Annotated in this window: 17 protein-coding genes; 7 read left to right on the top strand and 10 right to left on the bottom strand. The window is 56.7% G+C overall.

Annotation, left to right across the window (positions count from 1 at the left end; genetic code table 11):
• Positions 1–97: 97 nt before the first annotated feature.
• Both ACOOHD_RS03005 and ACOOHD_RS03000 read right to left on the bottom strand, forming a co-directional pair.
• Complete coding sequence (locus ACOOHD_RS03005) at positions 98–1,651, bottom strand: type I restriction-modification system subunit M (protein ID WP_420460081.1); 1,554 nt, start codon at positions 1,649–1,651, stop codon at positions 98–100.
• Positions 1,652–1,792: 141 nt separating this feature from the next.
• Positions 1,793–3,316, bottom strand: a complete 1,524-nt coding sequence (locus tag ACOOHD_RS03000) for a reverse transcriptase domain-containing protein (protein ID WP_420460080.1) — start codon at positions 3,314–3,316, stop codon at positions 1,793–1,795.
• Between the two features lie 148 nt (positions 3,317–3,464).
• Here ACOOHD_RS03000 and ACOOHD_RS02995 point away from each other — a divergent pair, with 148 nt between their 5' ends.
• The gene (locus ACOOHD_RS02995) at positions 3,465–3,656 is read left to right on the top strand and encodes a hypothetical protein (RefSeq protein ID WP_420460079.1); all 192 of its coding nucleotides are present in this window, start codon (positions 3,465–3,467) and stop codon (positions 3,654–3,656) included.
• Between the two features lie 225 nt (positions 3,657–3,881).
• On the opposite strand, the gene ACOOHD_RS02990 is transcribed toward ACOOHD_RS02995, so the two are convergent.
• Together ACOOHD_RS02990 and ACOOHD_RS02985 are read right to left on the bottom strand one after the other, a co-directional pair.
• On the bottom strand, positions 3,882–4,475 hold the full coding sequence (locus tag ACOOHD_RS02990) for a tyrosine-type recombinase/integrase (RefSeq protein WP_420460078.1): 594 nt from the start codon (positions 4,473–4,475) through the stop codon (positions 3,882–3,884).
• Between the two features lie 246 nt (positions 4,476–4,721).
• Positions 4,722–5,603, bottom strand: coding sequence for a winged helix-turn-helix domain-containing protein (locus ACOOHD_RS02985; RefSeq protein ID WP_420460077.1), 882 nt, complete (start codon positions 5,601–5,603; stop codon positions 4,722–4,724).
• Between the two features lie 86 nt (positions 5,604–5,689).
• Between ACOOHD_RS02985 and ACOOHD_RS02980 the strand changes: the two genes are divergently transcribed.
• From ACOOHD_RS02980 to ACOOHD_RS02970, 3 genes are all read left to right on the top strand, one after another.
• Positions 5,690–6,169, top strand: a complete 480-nt coding sequence (locus ACOOHD_RS02980) for a DoxX family protein (RefSeq protein WP_420460076.1) — start codon at positions 5,690–5,692, stop codon at positions 6,167–6,169.
• A gap of 27 nt (positions 6,170–6,196) precedes the next feature.
• Positions 6,197–7,297: a ligand-binding sensor domain-containing protein gene (locus ACOOHD_RS02975; RefSeq protein ID WP_420460075.1), complete on the top strand. Its 1,101-nt coding sequence runs from the start codon at positions 6,197–6,199 to the stop codon at positions 7,295–7,297.
• A gap of 297 nt (positions 7,298–7,594) precedes the next feature.
• Positions 7,595–8,986, top strand: coding sequence for a nucleoside hydrolase-like domain-containing protein (locus tag ACOOHD_RS02970; RefSeq protein ID WP_420460074.1), 1,392 nt, complete (start codon positions 7,595–7,597; stop codon positions 8,984–8,986).
• Positions 8,987–9,059: 73 nt separating this feature from the next.
• Here the strand turns inward: ACOOHD_RS02970 and ACOOHD_RS02965 are convergent, their stop codons facing one another.
• Together ACOOHD_RS02965 and ACOOHD_RS02960 are read right to left on the bottom strand one after the other, a co-directional pair.
• Positions 9,060–9,206 (bottom strand): hypothetical protein, encoded by a 147-nt coding sequence (locus tag ACOOHD_RS02965; RefSeq protein ID WP_420460073.1) that lies wholly within the window; start codon positions 9,204–9,206, stop codon positions 9,060–9,062.
• A gap of 534 nt (positions 9,207–9,740) precedes the next feature.
• Positions 9,741–9,995 (bottom strand): hypothetical protein, encoded by a 255-nt coding sequence (locus tag ACOOHD_RS02960; RefSeq protein ID WP_420461455.1) that lies wholly within the window; start codon positions 9,993–9,995, stop codon positions 9,741–9,743.
• On the opposite strand from ACOOHD_RS02960, the gene ACOOHD_RS02955 reads away from it, so the two are divergent.
• Positions 9,922–10,350, top strand: coding sequence for an IS630 family transposase (locus tag ACOOHD_RS02955; protein WP_420460072.1), 429 nt, complete (start codon positions 9,922–9,924; stop codon positions 10,348–10,350). The two genes, ACOOHD_RS02960 and ACOOHD_RS02955, sit on opposite strands and share 74 nt — an antisense overlap.
• A gap of 788 nt (positions 10,351–11,138) precedes the next feature.
• Here ACOOHD_RS02955 and ACOOHD_RS02950 read toward each other — a convergent pair.
• Positions 11,139–13,211 carry an APC family permease gene (locus tag ACOOHD_RS02950; RefSeq protein WP_420460071.1) on the bottom strand — a complete coding sequence of 691 codons (2,073 nt, stop codon included), beginning with the start codon at positions 13,209–13,211 and terminating at the stop codon, positions 11,139–11,141.
• Positions 13,212–13,257: 46 nt separating this feature from the next.
• Here ACOOHD_RS02950 and ACOOHD_RS02945 point away from each other — a divergent pair, with 46 nt between their 5' ends.
• Complete coding sequence (locus ACOOHD_RS02945; RefSeq protein ID WP_420460070.1) at positions 13,258–14,799, top strand: cryptochrome/photolyase family protein; 1,542 nt, start codon at positions 13,258–13,260, stop codon at positions 14,797–14,799.
• 133 nt (positions 14,800–14,932) lie between these two features.
• Positions 14,933–16,135 carry an ADP-forming succinate--CoA ligase subunit beta gene (gene sucC, locus ACOOHD_RS02940; RefSeq protein WP_420460069.1) on the top strand — a complete coding sequence of 401 codons (1,203 nt, stop codon included), beginning with the start codon at positions 14,933–14,935 and terminating at the stop codon, positions 16,133–16,135.
• Here sucC and ACOOHD_RS02935 read toward each other — a convergent pair.
• The 3 genes from ACOOHD_RS02935 to ACOOHD_RS02925 are packed head-to-tail and all read right to left on the bottom strand — an operon-like array spanning position 16,132 to position 22,344.
• Positions 16,132–16,806, bottom strand: coding sequence for a hypothetical protein (locus tag ACOOHD_RS02935; RefSeq protein ID WP_420460068.1), 675 nt, complete (start codon positions 16,804–16,806; stop codon positions 16,132–16,134). The genes sucC and ACOOHD_RS02935 overlap by 4 nt on opposite strands.
• A gap of 60 nt (positions 16,807–16,866) precedes the next feature.
• Positions 16,867–20,802, bottom strand: coding sequence for a T9SS type A sorting domain-containing protein (locus tag ACOOHD_RS02930; protein ID WP_420460067.1), 3,936 nt, complete (start codon positions 20,800–20,802; stop codon positions 16,867–16,869).
• Positions 20,803–20,817: 15 nt separating this feature from the next.
• Positions 20,818–22,344, bottom strand: a complete 1,527-nt coding sequence (locus tag ACOOHD_RS02925) for a RagB/SusD family nutrient uptake outer membrane protein (RefSeq protein WP_420460066.1) — start codon at positions 22,342–22,344, stop codon at positions 20,818–20,820.
• Positions 22,345–22,352 lie beyond the last annotated feature (8 nt).

Below are 22,352 nucleotides of genomic sequence, written 5' to 3'. Positions count from 1 at the left end.
ATTAAATTTCACGGCACCTGCGTCCGCGCAGAATTGGTTGTACGCCAGGGAGACCCCGGATGCGCCTTGCGAGACGCCGCCGATGTCCGTGGACGCGCTAGAAGGGCGTCTCGATGCCCAGCTCCCGGCAGAAGCCGGCGATGACCGCCTCGTTTTCCCGCAGCTCCCGGTCCAGTTCTTTCAGTTCGGCGCTCACGGCGGCCAGGTTGACGGACTCCTCCTCTTCGAAGGTGTCGACGTAGCGGGGGATGTTGAGGTTGTAGTCGTTCTCGGCCACCTCGGTGATGGGCGCCACGTAGCTGTACTTGTCCTGGTTAGTGCGCTCGCGGTAGGTGGTGACGATGCGGTCGACGTCCTGGTCGCGCAGCACGTTCTGGTTCTTGGCTTTTTCGTAGTGCTCGCTGGCGTCGATGAAGAGGATATCATCGGGCTGCTCGCGGCACTTCTTGAAGACCAGGATACAGGTGGGGATACCGGTGCCGTAGAAGATGTTGGCGGGCAGGCCAATGACGGCATCGAGGTAGTTGCGCTCTTCGATCAGGAAGCGGCGGATATGGGCCTCCGCTCCGCCGCGGAAGAGGGCGCCATGGGGCAGTACGACGGCCATCTGCCCATTCTCGGCCAGCTGGTGGATCATGTGTTGAACGAAGGCAAAGTCAGCCTTACTCTTGGGGGCCAGGCGGCCGTAGGGGCTGAAGCGATCGTCACCGTTGAAGAGGTCGCTGGCGCTCCAGTTGGCACTGAAGGGCGGATTAGCCACTACGGCTTCGAAGCGCTCGTCGCGGTGCTGGGGCCGCTCCAGGGTGTCCTCCTGGCGGATGTCAAAGCGGTCGTACTTCACCTGGTGCATGATCATGTTCATGCGCGCGAGGTTATACGTAGTACGGTTGAGCTCTTGACCGTAGAAGTAGCCTACTTCCTCTACTTCCTTGCGTACCCGTAGCAGCAGGGAGCCCGAGCCACAGGTAGGGTCGTAGACGGATCGCAGTCGGTGCTTGCCGGTGGTGACCAGCCGCGCCAGCACGGTGCTAACTTCCTGGGGGGTGTAGAATTCGCCGGCCTTCTTGCCCGCCCCGCTGGCAAACTGTCCGATTAGGTATTCGTAGGCATCACCGAGGACGTCCGCATCGGTGTCTTCAAGGGCGAAGTCGATCTTATCGAGGTGGTTGAGTACGCGGCTGACCAGCTTATTCTTGTCCTCCTCGCTGCGGCCGAGTTTGGTACTAGTGAGGTCGAGATCCTCGAATAACTTGTCGAAATCGTCCTCGCTGGCCGTGCCCATGGTGGAGCTTTCGATGTTGCGCAGGATGGCGGTGAGGTCCTCGAGGATGAAATCGGTACGGCTGGCGATGTTGTGGAACAGTTCGTCGGGGCGCAGGAAGTAGCCCAACTCGTCGAGGCATGCCTCGCGGATGGCGGTGAGGTAGTCGCCGTACTGGGGTTGGGCCTCCGTAAGACCATCGTACAGAAAGCCGTCCTCGGCCTGCAGCAGCTTATCGTTGACGTAGTTCTCCAGCTGCTCGGAGAGGAATTTGTAAAAGATGAAGCCGAGGATGTAGTCGCGGAAGTCGTCGGCGTTCATTTTTCCGCGCAGGGTGTTGGCGATGTTCCAGAGCTGGGCTTCTAACTGGGCTTTGTGTTTGTCTGACACTGGGTAGGGCAAGTTGCAGTAGGAAAAGCCGCAAAGTAAGGGCTTTGGCGTAAGGACGGTAGCGAGACCGTTGTAAACAGTCTGCACAGATGCCTTTTGCAGATAGTCTGATTGATGCAATACTCCCCAGGAGTAGCACGACTATTTGCGCGGTCGCGTCCTTATTGACTCCTCTATCTGTCTTAGGTAGACATGGAAGTTAGGCCATGCTTTCTTTATCTGCGACTTAATCTTGCTGTTGGTGACGATTCGATCTGCCATCAAAGCATAAGTAAGGAAGTTGCCCCAATCATACCGAGCGGTTTTCTCGAATTTCGCTGGATCCTCCTTTGATTGTTGGTAGATCCTACGTCTTTCTGCTCCCTTAACTGTGAATCTTTTATACAATCTGCCTTTGAATATTTTGCCTCGTGTTTCATTTCGGATATGGTTTGCGTAGTACCGTCCCCTTCTGATAGATCGCTTCATCTTACGATAAAAGCTACTCAAGCTTTGTGGTCTTAATCTGGTGTACCGACCATCAAATTCAAAGCCTAAATACTGGAGCGCACCCTTTTTTTGCTCGTAGCCGTCCCTTACCTCAAAGCACTCTTTGCCATGTAGTCCTGTACGAAAACGGTACATTTGATCTTTTGAATGATTGACCTTTAGTTTGGACTGATCTAGTAGCTGATCCAGTTGGGTGACTACGTCTTTTTCATATAAGGTCGGAACAAGGAGCAAAATATCGTCCGAGTAACGCCAATACCTACCATCAATTGAGGAAACGTAGCTCTCCATAGCTACATCAAAATCTAAAAGGTACAGATTAGCCAATATCGCACTAATCGGACTACCTTGTGGTATACCATATGTGCGTAAATGACGTTTCCCGTCTTCATCTTTACGGTAGCGATTTGCATCCGTAAGCTGTTTTCCTGAAGCGCGCAAAAACTCTTTTTCTTCGCAAAAAGCTACAGCTCCTTCTTTACGCAGGTATTCCATCTTTGCAATGGGCTTTCTCCTCATTGCGCCCCCTTTTTGTCGCACGATAATTTGGTCCTTGAAGCGCTTGAAAAGCCTCTTTTCTCGGATAGACCAAAACTGCGTGATCGCCTTGAAGACTCTATAGTGATCAGCTGGAAGGGAACCAGCAAAGTCAAAAACCTTTTTCCAAGCGCTCTTGAGTTTGCTGTGATCTAAATTGTCGAAAAAGGACGAGATGTCCAGGGCGATAACAGACAATTCGACTTCACTTGAAGATCGAATTGTATTAAAAACTGTATTGGCAAAATCGATGTTGCATTGATTTCGCTTGTGCTCAGGGTGGGACACTTTACGGTAGGCAAGGACGACCTCTTGAAGTCCAAGTTGAGATAGTTCAGACTCGTAACGGTCGTTGATTAGCGAAGCGTAGTAGCTAAATATATTGTAATCGAACGGCGCCGCGTAGTATAGCTCACGTTCCTTTTTGCCTGCTACGCGATCTTTCAGACGGTGCCCAAGTTCATCCTGAACCCTGCGGTACTTGCGCGTAGTTTGAACACGATGAATGAATGGCAGGAAAGCGTGTCGAGCCACAAAGTCGGGGTCGGTGATTTTTCGGATCGCAGGCCGCGCATCTCTCTTCCCAAGAGGTAAACCAATGTGGGGATACCGTTTAGTCTTGTACCACTGTGGCAACATATTTTAAAATTGAGGACACCGCAAGTAGTTGACTACGGGGCAAGCTTTACTTAATGGCGGCCTGCATGCTATCGTGCCTTTCACACAGTGAAGTATGAAAGACGCCCCTTCACGTCGGGTAGAAATACAGTCAACCTCAATCCAGCCCATGATGGAAACCATCATCAACCTTCTTGTCCGATTGATCGTTCAGTACCTGGCCGCGGTCGTCTATACGCAGACGCCCGAGTCCAAGGAAACTGCTCACCTGACCGGCATATGTCCCGGCAGTTCTGTGTTAAGAGACGCAGGTCGCAGCTACTCCACTTTTGGTGTCCTCAGAGGTAAAAAGCTTGAGTGAAACAAAAGTTGAATCGAAGACGACTTTTTATACAAATGATGGTATTTTAACTGTTTCGACTGCAGTTTTTGTGATGCAATAGCATGTTCATTTTACCTCAAAGTGCTGGTATCATATCGATCCAGAACGAAGAAAAGGTAAGGGATTGGTTGGCCTTTACAGTCACTAGGGGTCTGGCGCCTGTTCCGTCGTAGAAACTTCTCGTAGTTTTGGTAGCTCATCAAGCTAGAGGGTAAGGTAGGCATTTGAGATTGTCTCCTGCGTCAGTCCAATGTACCGCCGCGTCACCCCGATATCGCGGTGCCCGAAAATGTGGGACAGCAGGATAAGCGCGTGCTCGCTCTGGCCATTGTTCTCATAAATTCGCCGGCCAAAGGTCTTGCGTAGGGTATGTGAACTGGCGTTCTGCGAATCAATGCCGTAGGTCGCGAAAGCTTTCCGGATCCGCTTGTTGGCGGCGGTCACCGAGATCGACTTCTCGCGATCGCCATCACTCCGTTGGTGGACGAAGACCAGGCCGGGGTGGTCGGCGGAGATCTTCACTAGCCCCCCTACCCTTCTGGCCAGCTTCAGGAAATTACCGTGCACGTCGACCATTCTTTCTTTCCCGGTTTTCCCTTCCTTGATGACGAACTGATCCGCCTGGATCTGATCCCACCGCAGCTGGAGGATGTCCCCGATCCGGAGACCGAAGTAGATGCCGGCGCCAATCAGCAGGGCGGTGTTGTAGCGGCGGTCGGCCATCAGGCCCTTGATGAGGGTGTTGGCCTGGGTCCACCGCAGGGGGGCGGTGGCGCTCTTGCGTCTCGGTTTTGGCATCCTCTTAAGGTACACGGCTGGGAGGTTACAGAAACCATCCTTCACGCAGGAAAAGAGAACCTAAAAACGAAACTTCCGGATGTCGTTTCACTTAACCATCTGACCTACAGTGAAGTAAGCGATTTTTCTAGGTTATACTTCTACAGGAAGTGTAACCTAACTATAGCTACCGTTTCTACAATTCCTTTGAAAACTTTTTACTGCCCTTAATTGCTGCTTGATGGCCTGATAATCTAAATACATTGATCAGGCGCTGCTTTGATCCATTTCAAGGGCGTAGCCCTTACCTCTAACGGTTACAATCCGTGCATGATCAAGGGCGCCAATTTTTTTCCGTAACCGACTGATGTAGACATCTAAACTACGATCGGTGATCACCCCCTCCGCCGTCCATATCTCCTCCGTCAGCCGCTGCCGGGTCACAACCTTGCCGGGGTGTTCCAGCAGGAGACTTAATACCTGAGTCTCTTTCTCCGTGAGATCGATTCGCTCCCGGCCAACTTGTAGTTCGTTGCGTGTACGATCGATCTCCAGTAGTACCGTCTCGTTTTCCATATTCGCTACCGCGCGTCGGTGGCGACCAATCAACCAAACTATGGGAAGTAGTAACCCTAGTACTATCCAGGGGTAGGCCGACAGCTTACCACTAGTTGCGACAGGAGGCGAAAAGCGAAAGACAATCTCGTATTCGGCCACTGGCAATCGACGCCCGAGGCAGGGGAGGGTGTGCTCGCTCGTGTAGTCGAGTGAAAAACCATAGACTATGTTCTCCTTACCTACTGGGTGCACCGTAACCAGGACTTCGGATACCCCAGTTGAGGAAAGCTTCCTTACCGTCGTTTGCGTCAGCAGATCAGGGTCTAGAGCTATCGCGGTGGGCAGCCTCATCCGCCAGTCAATTTCTTCTCTCCGGGAAAGTGGAGGTAGGGGGGTCAGGAAGTCCGATTGTTCTCGCAACAAGGCGTCTCCGATGGCACGAAGTGCTATTTCTAGTCGGTTGGCGTCAAAGCCGGGACGGTTTGTCCTGCCATCCGCGCTCACCGAAGGCATGTACAGCAGCATCAATCCTCCGATCAGTATTGATTTGATAATCAGCCGACTAGGTGTCTGTAAGATACTTTTTACCATACTGCAAGGTAAGATTAACGAACCGTTCTACAAGAATTGTGAGTGCCTGGACTAGGTTGGCCTCCGAACTAAAACTAAACCCCGACATGGAAAGTAGGAAGCAGCTTACCACTCACGCCGCAGACATCGGATGGGCTATCATCCGACTGCCGGCCGGTGGGATCATTTCTGATTTTGGTCTGGAGATTCTCAATCCCGATCAGTTGGCTGGCTACAGGGAGTGGCTTACCGACATCGGCATGCCCTATCCATCGGCCATGGCCTATCTCGGTAAAGGTGTGGAACTGGCAGGCGGCGTATTTCTGGTGCTCGGACTGTTTACTCGTTGGGCCGCTACGCTGCTTATATGGGTTATGTTCGTCGTGACCTTCGTTGTGGGACAAGGCAATATCCGCTCAGAATCATTCTACTTGTTACTACTCTTCAGTTGTTTTGTCGTGGCGGGTAGTGTTCGATTATCGCTAGATGTGTTCAGGTCTGGATCATCTGCACATTTCAGAAAAGACCAACAGCAAACACATTTGCTCTCAAACGGGCCTAATACAAAGACGCTTAGTCTAGTTTAGATTCTTTAAAAAGAAAAAAGGGAAGTAATGAAATATTTACATGTTCTTACTTTTATGGCAATGGTAATTTTTGGTACTGCATGCAACGGATCAGTTGAAAAGGAATTGCCAAAAGAAAAATCAAGTGAATCAAACATACTGCCTGACGAATATCCAAAACTTTTAAGAACCATAGGCCACCCTCGCTTTGGCAGTATTAATTGTGGGTTACAAGATAAAGAAGGTAACCTCTGGTTTGGTACTACCAGCGAAGGTCTGTATAAGTATGATGGTAAATCGTTTCGTCAATTTTTGATTGCCGACGGGCTAAACAGCAATGACGTTACTTCCATCATGGAAGATAAGGAAGGCAACATTTGGATAGGTGGTGAGGCTGGATTCTGTTTTTTCGATGGTAAAACCTTTAGTAAAATTAGCATTCCTTTACCTAAGAACTTGCCTCCCAACGATAATCCTCCTTATAGCAAGTCGAAGTGGGTATTTGATATTATGCAGGTAAAAAGCGGAAAGATATGGTTTGCAACAATTGACGGTGTTTTTATATACGATGGCAAATCATTTACTCACTTTATAGTCAATGAGGGCGCACCGGGGTATGTGAGTACTAACAATAATGTGGAGCGTATGTTAGAAGATAAAGAAGGTAACATTTGGCTTGGAGGACGAACTAATACAGGTGTATACCGATATGATGGTAAATCTTTAGTGCATGTTATAATCGAAGAATTACGTCCGATACATTACGATCCAGATCGACTCAATTATGATTGGGCATGGCCTCAATTGCAAGATAAAAATGGGAATATTTGGTTTAGTAATTGGGGCGGGGCCTACCGATACGATGGCAAATCGTATACAAGTTTTTCAGAAAAAGATGGCTTGTCCGGCATCGTTACCCGAATTATAGAAGATACAAGGGGAAACCTTTGGTTTGGCGGTGATGGAATTTCTCATTTCGACGGAAAATCTTTCACTCGTTTCACAACAAAGGATGGATTAATTGATCAAGGGGTGTGGTCAATTTTGGAGGATAAAGCTGGTAATCTTTGGATAGGTACGAGAGAAACAGGTCTCTACCTGTACGATGGAAAAACATTTATTAATTATACGGAAGAGTATAAACGCTAGCCTGAATCGACTGCTCAATGCCCAGTAGGTTGATCATCTTCTTACCTTCTTTATTGCTTACAGCGAGTTTGCGGCAGAATCTGCTGAGATGTATCCTTAGTATGACTCGACCTCCATCACTTACTTACTGTTTGTAGCCGAAAAATATGGCGTTGGTGAGAGTTGGACAAAGAACAGTTCTGCTAGGTTCCACTTCCTGTAGAAGTGTAACCTAATCTGCCTCATGTAAAAAGAAGATGGTAAACTACCCACCTCCCTCTAAAGGATGATCAAAGATAGGTCGCTACCTTCAAGCACATGATGCGTACGCTACCGAGTCTCCTCCTCATCTACCTGTCTACCTCCCTGTGGCTGGTGGCTCAGCGGCCCGCCCTGATCGTCACCACCGACCTCGGGCAGGACCCCGACGACGAGCAGTCCATAATCCGCCTGCTCCACTACGCCAACGACTTCGAGCTACTGGGGCTGATCGTCAATGCCGACGCCAATAACGACTACGAAGCGGCGGTGCTGAACGATACCCTGCTGCACGAGCTCATCGATGCCTACGGCGTGATGGAAGATAACCTCCGGCTGCACGACGACCGCTATCCGACCGCCACCCGCCTGCACGGACTGGTCAAACGGGGCCGCGCCGGTAACAGTGTCCACCGTTCGGTCAGGCATTACGTCGGTAAAGGAATGGACACCGAGGGCTCCGACTGGGTCGTGCGTCAGGTACGGGCAGCTACCGGGCCGGTCCATATTGCGGTGTGGGGCGGCGGGGCGGACGTAGCCCAGGCCCTCTGGTCGGCTGAGCGGCGGCTGAACCGACGGGAACTCGCCGCCTTCCTGGACCGCCTGCGGCTATACTTCATCGGCAAACAGGACAGCTCGGTGGACTGGATCATCTCCCGCTACCCCGAGGTGCATACGGTGCTCGCGCTCGACCCTGGCGGGGATAAGTGGGGGTCCACCTACCGAGGCATGTTCCTCGGCGGCGATCTCGACCTCACCTCCCGGCAGTGGCTGGACGCCTACGTGTTGAACGGCAACCCCCTGGCGAGCCGCTACCCGACCGAGACCTACACCGGCGGCGACGATCGCAACCCGCACCGCGCGCTGAAGGAGGGGGATAGCCCTTCTTTCCTTTACTTAATCCCCAACGGACTCAACCACCCTGAGCATCCGGACTGGGGCGGGTGGGGCGGTCGATTTACTGCCGCCGCCGGTAGGCTCTACGTAGATGCGCTCGATAGCCTGGCCGACGGCAGCGGGGAAGTGTCCGGCATCGCGACCGTCCACCGCTGGCGACCGGCCTTTCAGCGCGACTTCGCCGCCCGGGTCAGTTGGGGCGTGCTGAACTTCGAAGAGGCTAACCATCTCCCACTGCCCAGGGTGAGCGCGGGTGATGTGGCGAATATCCATACGGTGACCGTTCCGGCGGGCGGAGCGATCACCTTCGACGCCGGCGAGTCTTCCGACGAGGACGGGGACGTACTCGCCTACCGCTGGTACGTGTACCCCGAGGCGGGAAGTCTGGAGGGTGCCGCCGATCTGCTACCGACGGGCGTTACTGGCTCAACACTCACCCTGACGCTACCGGAATTGGCCCCGACGGGGCGGACGGTCCACCTCATCCTGGAAGTCACCGACGAGGGGGAGATCCCCCTGACCGCTTACCGACGCATCGTCGTGACGGTAGAGTGAAAGCACGCTGAGTGCGGGGCTCTCTTTACCAACTTTTTAACTACATGCCGTGACCCGCTACCTCATATCCATACTAATGGGCGTCTTTTTCCTCCCACATAATCGTTGCCTTGGGCAGTCCGGTGATGACCGCCTTCAGCTTCCCCATGTCGGTCACGCAGATGAACCCGGACTCCTGGTCCATGCGGACTGGCGCGCCGTCAATGGTAAGTGTTTTCATGCTCCCCTCGGTAAGTTGAGGTAGCAAGATAGGGATTACTTAAGTTTCATAATTACGAAATGACTGTGAAAATCGGGTAGTTTAGGGGGTAGTTTTGAACCCAAATACACCGATTCGGGGCTGATTACTTCGCTCTCTGGCTAAAAAGCGAAATCGGAATTTATCATGCCAGCCAGCTTTTCCAGCTAAGACTGGTAGCGGAAATCGGGAAGCCTACACCACCAAATCCATGCTGCCCACCACGTGATCCGCCAGCGCATGCACTACCTCATCCTGCGGGCTCCGGAGGGCTTCGGCCCGGGTGAGTAGTGCGCCAAGATCCTAGGCATTCACCCCAACACAGCCACCCACTGGGCGAAGTGCTACCTGGCGGAGGGCTTAGCCGGTTTGCTGTACTACGCTCCCTATCGGCCACTAAGTGCGCTCAACGATCACCGGGACGAGCTGTGCGCAGCCTTCACCTCCGAGCCGCCCCGCAGCATCGCCCAGGCCGCTCAGGCCATTGAGCAGCTTACCGGACTGCGCAGGAGGGGGCTAACCCAGACGCGTCACTTCGTCAAGCACACCCTGGGTATGAAGTGCCGCCGCTTCCGCTGCCTGCCGGGGGGTAAGCTCTCCCTGAAGGAACTCGCTGCCCAGCAACTCGCCTTTTTGCGCGACACCCTCCAGCCCCTCCTGGAACAGTCCGCCGCTGAAGCCATCGACCTGTACTTTCGTGGATGCGGCGCACCCCGTGCAGGGCTTCCACGCCGGCCGGGTATGGAGCCCCCAACCCCTAGCAGTGCGCACGCCTTCAGGACGCTACCGCCTCAACATCCTCGGTGCGCTGGACATTCACCGCCAGGAGCTATACAGCATGACGACGCCAGATTATATCCAAGCCACTACGGTGGTCGAACTACTGGACTTACTGCGCCGGGAACGCCCCGGGCGGTCCATCTACTTTGTGTTAGACAATGCCCGCTACCAGCGCTGTACCTTAGTCCAGGAGGCTGCCCGGCAGCTAGACATCCACTTGGTCTATCTACCGTCCTACTCTCCAAATCTGAACCTGATCGAACGCTTTTGGAAGTTCCTCCAAAAGCAGGCCCTGGCCGGCTATCACTTTGCAACGAAGCAGGAGTTCGAGGAGGCGATCTACTGATTCATCGACGGGGTCAACAACGGCGAACATCAGGCCCAACTGCGCACCCTGGTGGCGCCTAACTTCCAGCAACTGCTCAAACCGGCCACAGACTTTTCACATAAGGTGGCCGCGTGAAGTATAACAGAGCCAGAGAAGCCTGGGTCAGATCTACCCCAGAGTAGGCAATCTTCCCACCTGAATGTGGTCAGCAGAAACCAGGTATTTTGCAACCATTCCTGTATCCGCCCGCTCCCAAAACCTTGAACCACTATTGGTAATAGTGTTTCATCTAGTTGACCCGCAAGTACCAAAACGCTGACGATCAGACCTGCAAGACCGGCCGATCTAGCAAATATTCGAATCACTTCGCACACATAGTGTTTCATTAAGGACCCTACCCTCCCGCGTTGAAACTCTATTACCATAACTGTTTCATTAGCGGCGACCTCCAATGCGTAGAACTTAGCAAAGCCACCTGCACCGTCCTCCCAAGTCTGTCAAATTTGAAACACTACTGAGGTAGTCTTCACACAGTGTATCCAACTCCACGGTCGATCCTTTTAGCACTGCGAGCGACCGCTATCCAGGCCGCACTTCCGCTTCTGTGCACCGGAAGTGGAAACGAACCCCATTGCTCCCCGATCTAGCCCGCCCGACGGATTTTCCTGCTCGCTTGCGCTCGCTTCCTTACCCTCATTTCCGATTTAGGTAACAAAGTAGGCAAAATGCAGCTTTCATGCTAACTACCTATACCTACGCTGGATATCTGGACTTGGGCCGATGCACATTGCACCCGCGGCCCCGCCCTATTCTTCATCCTCTTCCACCTCCAGCACCACCAGGGCCGGGGCCGCTATATCATCACGCAGGTGGGCCAGTAGGTCGTGGCGGTTGCTGCCCTCGGTCTCGCGGAGGATGACCAGGTCGGAATCAGTCAAGGTGCCGGTGAGTGCCTCGACGAGGTCATCGGTTTCGGTGTGCTGGACGGTCATCTCGGCGGTGAGGCCGGCGCGGGCGACCAGGGCGCGGGCCTTATCTTCGAAGTCATCGTCCCAATGGCTTTCCTCCTCTGTTTCAAGAAGTAGCAGGAGCAGGGGGCGCTTGCGAGTTTCAGCCAGTTCGCGAAGGACGGTGACCAGGCGTACGCCAAAATCGGCCGGACGGCTCAGGGGAAGGACGAGGCGGTCGACCTGCTGGATGCCGGAGTGGATGAGGATGGCCTGGCACTTTTCTTCCTCCGCGTACCGACTGAGCAGGTCGGCTGCATCGGAGGTGTAGGCCAGGTCGTGCTCGATGCGCTCGCCCTCCACGGGGATGGCATCAATGTCGCGCTCAAGCTCCTGGGTAAACCTGCCATCGTCCTGCTCGCGGGCCTGCTGCGGGCTAGTCTGCTCGGGGATCACGCGATAGCCGAGGACGAAGAGCTCCAGGCGCGAAAAGTTGTTGAGGAGGTCGAAGGAGGGGAGCTCGTCTTCCCCCCGCCCCTCCAGCTCGACCGGGAGCAGAATGTATGGCCGGCGGATTTCCGGAGCAATGTGGGTGGGCTGGGGGGCGGTCACCTCCTTGCCGCGGTCGTAGTACCAGAACCAACCGAAGGACAGGGCAATGGCACCTATCCCAATGTAAATTGATAGCGCCTCCATAAGCGCAATGAGGCCGAAACAGGCCACCGCGCCCAGGATCGGAATTACGGGATAAAGCGGAATACGAAAGGTAGGGGCGTACCAGAGTTCCCGCCGGCGGCGGCACAGCACGAGCGTGATGCAGATGAGGCCGTAGAGAATAAGGTGCAGGAGGGAGGCCACCTCGGCGAGTACCTCCAGCCGGCCGATGAAGAGGGAGGCCATGATCGGCAGGCCCACGATGCCCAGGGCTACGTAGGGCGTGCCGTACTTCGGGTGGAGCTCGCCGCTTTTTTCCGGTAGTAGCTTATCGCGGCCAAGAGCGTAGACCGTGCGGCTGGCACTGAGGATGGAGGCGTTGGCACTGGACAGCGTAGCGAGCAGACCGGCAACTAGTATGGCGAGCGCTCCGACGGTGCCGACGAGCTTGCGGCCTACGTCGACCGTAGCCGTTTCCCCCAACTCGCTGAGTTCCTCGGCGGTAAAGAGACTCGTAGTGACGAAGACCACCAGGACATATACGGCCGTGGCAATCAGCACGCTACCGGCCAGGGCCTGTGGCAGGGTTTTGTAGGGCGTTTTGACCTCCCCGGCTACGGTGGCGATCTGCACGAAGCCAAGAAAGGAGGTGAATACCAGGGCGGTGGTGGTGAGGATGGCCATGAACCCGTTGGGGGCCAGGGCATCGGGTAAGCGCTGCTCGCCGGTTACCCCGAATACGTCCAGCAGGCCGTAGCCAAAGAGTGTGAGTAGGATGACGAGCAGTCCGGCTACGATGTAATTCTGGGCCTGACCTACCTTTTCCGTGCCGGTAAGGTTGAGTAGGAGCAGGAGCACCGCCATGCCCACCCCAAGTAGTGCTACCGGCGAGCCGATGTCGATGTCAAATTCCGCCAGCAATTCTAATACGTACTCGGCAAAACCGGAGAGATAGAACGCGGTGGCGAAGATGAGCCCGATGGTTTGTCCGAGTCCTACCAGTGTGCCCAGACGCACCCCCATCACCCGGGAGACAAAAAAGTAGCCGCCCCCGCTCTGTGGCATGGCCGTAGCCAGCTCCGCGGTACACAGGGCAACGAGCATGGCGATGCACCCAGCGATGATGAAACTGAAGTTGGCCCCCGCACCGGCCTCGCCGCCCGCCAGCCCCGGAAAGACGAACACCCCGGCACCCACCATCGTACCCACGCCAATGGCCAGCGCGGGCAAGAGACCTAAACTACGTTCGAGGGTATTTTCGTTTTCCTGTTCCGCCATGCCACCAACCAAATTGTTAGTAGCAAGTTAGACCAAAAAACTCACCATGGCCTACCGCCGCCTCCGTCTTGTGCTCGGCGATCAGCTCAACGAAAAACACTCCTGGTTCGCCACCCCCAACGAGGAAACTGTCTATTGCCTGTTCGAGACCCACTCCGAGGCCAGCTACTGCGAGCACCACGTGCAGAAGATCACCGGCTTCTTTCTCGCGATGCGCGCGTTTGCCGATCGGCTACGGGAGCTCGGCCACCAGGTGCTCTACCGCAACCTCGACGAGACCCGCTCGCTGGGTCTCGAAAGCATCACGGACTGCGTCGACCACTTCGCCCGCGAGCACGACATCCAGACCTTTGAGTACCAGCTACCGGACGAATACCGGCTCGACCAAGAGTTAAAGGCATATGCAGAAAAAGTTGGCGGAGTATCCTACGACACCGAGCACTTCATGTCCACCCGCGATGACGTAACCAAGCTATTCCACGGTAAGCGCAGCTACCTTATGGAAACCTTCTACCGCGAAATGCGCCGCCGTCACAACGTGCTGATGGACGCCAACGGCGAGCCCGCCACCGGCCAGTGGAACTACGACCAGGAGAACCGTGGCACGCTACCTAAGGACATCAGCTTCCCCACCGCCAGCGTCTTCCCCCGCGATGCGACCGACATCGCCGAACTCATCGAGCGCCACGGGATCAAGACCATGGGCCGGATGAAGGATAACCACTTTACCTATCCCATCACCCGCGCCGAGTGCCTCGAAGCCCTGGAGGATTTCTGCACCAAGCGCCTCCAGTTCTTCGGCACCTACCAGGACGCCATGACGGTGCATGACCCCCTGCTCTACCACGCCAACCTGAGCTTCGCGATGAACACCAAAATGCTTACTCCGCGCGAGGTGATCGACCGGGCCATCCGCGCCTACCAGGATGATCCGGAGCACATCTCCTTCAACCAGGTCGAGGGCTTCGTCCGCCAGATCATCGGCTGGCGCGAGTACATGCGCGGCGTATACTGGGATCAGATGCCGGCCTTCGAGTCAGTCAATGCTCTGGAGCACGACTTAAGCCTCCCCAAATGGTACTGGACGGGCAAGACGAAGATGAACTGCCTTGCCCACGCCGTCAATCAGAGCCTCGACCTGGCCTACGCCCACCACATTCAGCGCCTCATGATCACGGGCAACTTCGCCCTCATCCTCGGTGCCCACCCGGACGACGTAGACGCCTGGTACTTAGGTGTATACATCGACGCCGTACAGTGGGTCGAGATCACCAACACCCGCGGCATGAGCCAGCGCGCCGATGGTGGCCTCGTGGCCACCAAACCCTACTGTAGTAGCGCCAACTACATCAACAAGATGAGCGACTACTGTAAGTCCTGCCACTACAATTACAAGAAACGCACGGGTGAGGACGCCTGTCCCTTCAACAGTCTCTACTGGGACTTCCTGGACCGCCACCGCGAGCGCTTCGAGAGCAACTTCCGCATGAAGATGATGTACAAGGCCTGGGAGCGCAAGGGCAGCGCGGAGCAGACGGCGATTCTGGAGCGGGCGGCCTGGGTGAAGGCTAATCGGGAGGAGCTGTAGTAGCAGCGCCGCCCCTCTACCCCCGTAGGGGTCTACCGCGCAGCGTCTAACCAGCCCCGATAGCTATCGGGGCGTCTAACCAGCCGAAGGCGCTCTATTCTCCCTATCTTACCCCCCCACCAAAGATCACCCCATGAACCTCCACGAATACCAGGGCAAAAGCATCCTCACCACCTACGACGTCCCTATCCAGAAGGGCTACGCCGCCGATACCGTCGAGGAAGCCATGACCAAGTACGACCAGCTCGCCAAGGAAACCGGTAGCCCCTTCGCCGTCATCAAGGCGCAGATCCACGCCGGAGGCCGCGGTAAGGGCGGCGGCGTCAAGCTGGCCAAAACCCGCGACGAGGCCAAGAAGCACATCAGCAACATCCTCGGCATGCAACTCAAGACCCCCCAAACCCCCGGCGGCATGGAGGGTGCCGGCAAGCAGGTCAATAAGATCCTAGTCGCCGAGGATGCCTACGCCCCCGACTTCGACGCCAACAAGGAGTACTACGTGTCCATCCTCATGGACCGCGAGCGCAAGCAGAACGTCATCATCCACTCCACCCAGGGCGGTATGGACATCGAGGCCGTCGCCGACGAGACCCCCCACCTGGTCCACAAGACCTACATCGACCCCGAGGCCGGCATGCAGGCCTTCAACGCCCGCGAGGTCGCCTTTAACCTTGGACTTGAGGGCAAGGCCTTCAAAAGCATGGTCCACTTCATCGGACGGCTCTACCGCGCCTACGTCGAATCCGACGCCAGCCTGATCGAGATCAATCCCTGCTTACATACCGGTGACGACCGCATCGTAGCCGTCGACTGTAAGTTCTCCGTCGACGACAACGCCCTCTACCGCCACAAGGACATCGCCGCCATGCGCGACGAATCCGAGGAGGACGCCACCGAGGTCGAGGCCAAATCCTACGGCCTCAATTTCGTCAACCTCGACGGCAACGTAGGCTGCATGGTCAACGGTGCCGGACTGGCCATGGCCACCATGGACATCATCAAGCTCAGCGGCGGCGAGCCGGCCAACTTCCTCGACGTAGGCGGTACGGCCGATGCCGCCCGCGTGGAGCAGGCCTTCCGCATCATCCTGCGCGATGATAAGGTCGAGGCCATCCTGATCAACATCTTCGGGGGTATCGTGCGCTGCGACCGCGTAGCCCAGGGTGTGGTCGATGCCTACCAGAACATCGGGGATATTAAGGTCCCGATCATCGTGCGCCTCCAGGGCACCAACGCCGACATCGCCAAGGAGCTCATCGACAACTCCGGCCTGAACGTGCGCTCGGCCATCAGCCTGCAGGACGCCGCCGAGGAGGTCAAAAAGGTACTCGGCTAGTCGCTAGCGGCGCTGATATCGACTACAAGTTCGTCGACGCGGAGGTCCAGGTTTTCCAGGGCTTCCGCGTCGCTGCGTACGGGCACGTCGCCAACCAATTCTTCCGGCAGCCCACCGGTATCAACCCGCTCCGTGGCGTAGGTCAGGCGTGCACGCACCCCTTCGAGCCGTCCACCCCGCCAGTCTGTCACCACTCCGCCCCGGTCCCAGCCAAATCCACGAAATACAAAGGGCCTCCCATTACTCTCCTGCAGTTCCCGCAGGCTCGCTTTCATCATCACAAAGGCCGGCTTAGGAGCATACCAGCGGGCATTCTCGTTGCGCACCGTCACTGAGCCGGGTTGCTTATCCTCCCCGAGTCGCACGATCGCCTCATCGCGCGTACCCGGGAAGAGTACGTACGCCGGCTCGGTCATCCCCTCCCCCACATCAACCTCTTCACTCACCAAATTTTCCGCCCCGTAGATTCCCTCGATCTCCACAATCGTCATCCCCGCCTCGATCGCCCCGAACCGCTCTCCGGGTACGAACGAGCGATCTGCCTGTACGGGCAGGTCAGGGGGCGGGGCCGCAGGTGCTAGGTAAGCGGGGGTGGGAGTAGGCTCCGTGCCACTCCCCATACAGCCCGTAAGGAACATCAGTGCAAGCGCCGTCGATAAGCGAACGAACATAGACTCGGTGGAAGGTGGTGTTGTTGAGTAGACCACTAGCCCGCGAATATGGTTCAGGGTCTAGCGCAGCAAAACGATTTTTCGGGTCGTGTGCCGTCCGCCCTGCCCGATACGGAGCATATACACCCCGTCGGGCAGCGTGGCGGCATCCAGGGTGATGCGCTGCGATCCGGCCGGCTGCACCCCTTCGCGTACTTGCTGCACCACCTGCCCGTTTAGGTTCAGCAGGTCGACGGCCACCTGACCACTTACCGGGAGACTGTACTCGATAGTCAGTGCGGTAGCGAATGGATTGGGGTAAGCCCGCACGCCAAAGGGATCGTCTATTTGACGCTGGATCGAGTTCACCGTACCAACCACGCTCGACCAGGAGGTAGTCAGGGCCAGCTCGTCGAACTCCGTGATGTATGGTACCTGATCGCCCTGCACGCCCTCCACCCGCATACGTACGACATCAGCCCCATCCAGCAAGGCAGGCGTAGTGAAGTACTGCTGGTAACCCGTACTGAATGTGTCAGGCGCGGTGGCTGCGGCGGGGGGGTCAATCCAGAGCGTTACGGTGTCTACATCGGCAGTAGGACTGGTTTGCATGCGGACAACAATCCAGTGTAAGCCCTCATCTACCACCGCCGTGCGACGGGCAGCTCCCCCTGGAATTGCGGAACCAAGCGTGCGTTCCCCAAAGAGCCGGCCGAAGAGGATACGTTGCCCGTCAGCCGCCGAAATACCCGAGTTACGGAGGACGACATTCCCCACGTTATTGGCCGCTGCCCCATTCGTCGTATTCATCAGGAAAGATAGCCAGTAGGTTCGACCGTCACTCGCGATCGGGAAGGCCAGTTCGCGGTCGATCCGTAGTTGTTCTCCCTCGGCAAGTAACGACAATTCCACCCGGTTGGCTTCCTCGTCTAGGGCACCGACGTCCAGGCTACCGTCGCGCACGATGGCCGTATTGGTTGCATTGGCCGCCCCGAGCGTCCAGGGGCCGTTCCAAAAGGCGTTTTCTCCGCCGGCTCCCACCAGGCGCGTTCCGGGATCGTAATTAAAGGGCTCGTAGGCCAGCAGGTCCGGATCGTCGGAGCCGAACTGGCACGAGATGTCGCGGTAGCTGAAGCCGGCACGGATGTCGTCTACCGCCAGGCTCACGGTCTGTGCCCCCGAGCCGGATACGGTGATTCCAGTAATACCATCTACAATGCTGACATTTTCGACGACGAATAAGGCCGTCTCGTCGCTGGGAATGGCATCCGAAATAGGATCAAGAAATACGTAGGCGGTAGCCAATCCGGTCAGCGAATTGATATCCAGCCGCACCACGAACCACTTGATGCCCTGTACCACCTCACGGTTGCTGGTGATGGGCGCGCGGTCGTCGTTGCGGATCACGGCCAGGGAGGACAGTCCCGGCGTACCCCCGATGCTGAGCACGTTGTTGTCGCCGCTGACCAGACTCACCAATGCACTGTTCCCGATATCTTTCGATACGCCATTAAGTACGAAGCTGGCGTAAAAGGTCTCGCTATTCTCATCTGTACCGAAGGGGTTGAGAAAGTCGCGGCGGTACAGCGCGGGGCTATCGCTGCCGGACTGCATCAGACTCGCTGAATTGCCCACCGGACAGGTCCGCGGACTGTTTACGCTGCCTTCAGCAATGACGGCGGTGCCGGATACCGCTTCCCAGGGGCCGGCCCAGCCGCTGCCACCGTCGGCACCGTTGAGATCCTGTCCCGGCGCATAATCGAATACTTCGACCGCCGCACGGGGAGTATTAGGCGGATCAACGTCGCTCAGGTCGCCCGGCACCACCTCCTGGAAAGTAAAGCCGAGGATAACGTTATCGAAGGCTACGCTTGTGGGTTGATCCTCCGCTCCTTCGAACTTGAAGCCAATGGCGTTCCAGTTCGTCAGATCGGCTCCGGCGGTGATGTCGGCGGTATCGGCGGAGGGCATCGCGTCCAGGGCGGGGTCGATCCAGACGATGATCTCGTCGTTGGTGGGCGTGCCGTCGGTGATGATGTGGGCGACCAGGAAGTGGCCCTCCTCGGCGGAGCTGCCGGCGGCGTTACCCCCACCGACCACTCCGATGGTAGCCTGACCGAATAGTTTTCCGATTTGAGCAAGCTGGCCGCCCGGCCCGTCGGCCCCGTACGTTGCAGTGTCGGCCAGTACGATGTGGGCTACGTTGTTCCCGCCGTCGTCGACGTCGAACCACCAGCCGAGCCAGAAGTCGCGGCCGTTATCTCCGTAGGTACCCTCCAGCGGGCGTACGGCACGGAGGTATTCGTTGAAACGAACTTTAGGCCCAGCCGTAGCTTGCAGTAGCGGCAGGGAGGTGATGCCGCCCTCCTCGATCGTACCCTCGCCGGTTTCGGTCAGTAGGGTCCAGGGACCGGCCCAGCCCCGACCGCCATCCTGACCGATGAGCGAGGCACCTAACTCGTAGCTGAAAGGTTCGGCGGCGCCGGGGGGCGCTTCGGTGACAGTCTCTAGGTCAGCGGGAACTACGTCACGGTAGCTGCCCCCCAGATAAATGTCGTCCACATCCCAGACCAGCTCGGTGCTACCTCCATCGATGCGTACCGCTATCCCGTTGAAGTTGCCGGAAGTATAGGGTTTGTTAATGATCTGGGCGGAGTCCTCGACGAGATCTTCAGCCGCCACGTCGGGATTTACGTATAGGTCAAGTGACCACACCCCGGTATCCCGGGTCATGTGTCCCACTACGAAGCTAGCACCTGAACCATCGAAAGAGCGGCCGCTAAATGTGTTGCCGCCGCGCTGTCCCGCCCCGCCGGCGAAGACACGGAAGTCGGGAAAGGGCTTCCCGACGATGACTTGGTTGGCCGCCGCATCGGTCGTGTCTAGCAGAATAAGGTTTCCTACCGCACCGCCCGGTGTGCCGCTTGCACCGAGGTGGGCCGAAAACCAGAAATCATCGTTGCCCGTCGTATCAATCACGGACTCCAGGTAGCGATTACTCTGTTCCAGGCTGCCGGTAGCGGTGATGCGCAGGCTGTTGCCGGAGGTGCCGGCGGCTAGGTTGTTATTCAGAAGACCTGAGCCGCGGATGAGACTACTGCCCGAGGCCGGAGCGGCTACCCAGGGGCTGCTCCAGCCGCTGCCGCCGTCGAGTCCGCCCAGTGTATCACCGGCGGTGTAGCTATTGAAAGTTTCTACGGCGAAGGCGTCCGTTTGGGGACCTTCTGCCTGTTCTAGATCGTTAGGCACCACGTCGCGGTAAGAGCTACCAAAGTAGATGTCGTCGGTGTCCCAGCGCAGTCCGGTACCGGTGCCGTCAATGCGTAGGGCTACACCGTTGAAGTTACCCGAGGTGTAGGCTTTATTGATGATCTGCGCGGCGTCTTCTTCCAAGTTTTCGGCAGAAACGTCGGGGTTGACGTAGAGGTCGAGTTCCCAGCGACCGGCTACCCTGACCATATGGCCCACGATAAGGCTAGCCCCTTCTTCGGCGAACTGCCGGCCGGTCTGCGTTGCTCCGCCTACCTGTCCGTCGCCCACCGCAAAGATGTTGCGCTGCCCAAACTGCTTGCCGATAATTACCTGCTGAAAAGCACCTACGGTAGTATCGATCAGGATGAGGTTACCTACCGTACCGGCGGGGTCGCCCGTAGCGCCGAGGTGAGCCGAAAACCAAAAGTCTGCATTATCGGTGGTGTCGAGCGGCGTATCGAAGATCCGGATACTACGCTCCGTACTTCCCGTAGCAAACAGGCGCAGACTACTGCCGGAGGTACCGGCCACAAGCATCGTATTACTGAGCCCACTGCCCTGAATAATACTACTATCCGAACTGGGCATGGCCATCCACGGACCGGCCCACCCGCTGCCTCCGTTGAGCCCGCCGAGGGTATCACCTGCGGTGTAGCTGTTGAAGGTTTCTACGATGAAGGCGCCGCTATCGGAATCTTCCTGAGCGGTCAGTGTAGCAGTCACCAGCAAGCAAGTAAGCGTGAATAGGGTAAATATCTGTTGCATGTCGTGGGGTATATTTTATTCCCAGCCGGGGTTCTGGGTGTAGCCGTAGAGGAGGACCTCCTGGGCGGGGATGGCGAGCAGCTCGCGGATGTTGGTGTAGGCTTCGGGCAGCGCATCGAGGAATTCAGCCTGCTGTTCTTTCTGTACCTCACCGTGGGCGCGCATGGTCTCCACGAACACGCCGTAGCGCCGCAGGTCATAGGTACGCGATGCCTCGTAGGCGAGCTCCACGCGGCGTTCCTGACGCACGGCCTGGCGCAGGTCCTCGGTGGTTTGGATGTTGAGGGTGCTATCGGGGTTACCCGGGAAGAAGAAGGGTAGGCCAGCGCGGGCCCGTAGGCGGTTGATGTTCTCGAAGGCCATGTTCGGTAGGCCACCGTCAACCTCGATGAGTGCCTCAGCCTGCATGAGCAGGGCGTCGGCGTAGCGGAATATCGGAAAGTCGACGTCCGTACCCCCCTGCTGGGGGAAAGGAATGGTCAGGAACTTACGGCTGTAGGGAATGACCTCATTGTTCGGATTATTAGGGTCACTATCGTAAAAACCAATGGTGGCTTCGAAGCGCCGGTCGCCCTCCTCGAAGGCATCGATGAGGGAGGTGGTGGGAATGTTGAAGCCGGTATTGGCGCGGTCCTTATCTAAAGAAATGTCTGAGCCCGAGCGCGGAATCCAGTCGAACATGAATTCGGACCCCTGCCCGGCCCCGGCGTCAAACTGGGCGGCGTAGATGATCTCCTCGTTGTTATCGGTGAAGAATACGGACTCAAAATCGTCCAGCAGCCGGTACGTGCCCGACCCCACCAGGTCGTTCAGGATAGGAAGGGCCTCGGTGAAGTTGCGGCGGGCGAAGTGGGCCTTGGCCAGGGCCATTTGCGCTGCACCCCGCGTTACCCGCCCTACTTCTTCGCTGGGCCAATTGACGGGTAGGTTGTCGATAGCGAAGGACAGATCGGGTACGACGGACTGCGTGTAGACTTCTTCGATGGGCTGCCGCTGTAGACCAATGAGGGAGGTGCCATCATCGGCTAGGGGCTCAAGTTGCACCACGACCGGACCGAAATGTAGGGTAAGTAGGTAGTGGTAGAAACCGCGGAAGAAATAGGCCTCGGCCAAACGCTGAGACTTTAGGGTAGCGTCCTCAAAGGGCACCGCGTCGATCCGATCGATGATGTAGTTAGCCCGGGCAATGCCGGTGTAGAGGGGGTCGTAGATGTTGGCGTGCAGACCGTTGCTATTAGTCATGAGGAAGTAGTCGATCTCCTCGGTAGCATTACGACCGCGGTCGAGTCGGTTGTACTCAAAGGTGGTGTTATCACTACGCAGCTCTGCGTAGTTGAAAATAGCGCCGGTGTAAAGGCCGCGGGCCAGGGGGTATAGGCCGATAGTAGCATCGCGGATTTGCTCCTCGGTCTCGTAGAAGTTATTGGGGGTGTAGCGGTTGGGGGGCGTGCGGGTGAGGAATTCATCCTCATTGCAGCCTGAGGCCAGGACCAGGAGTCCGACCAGCAGGAGTCCGGAAAGGAGGGTGCGAGAGGTGTGCATGATCGGGG

Source organism: Neolewinella sp. (assembly GCF_965214665.1).
Lineage (GTDB): Bacteria > Bacteroidota > Bacteroidia > Chitinophagales > Saprospiraceae > Neolewinella.
Note: the sequence above shows the minus strand (reverse complement) of the source record. Positions and strands in the feature narration are given on the sequence as shown.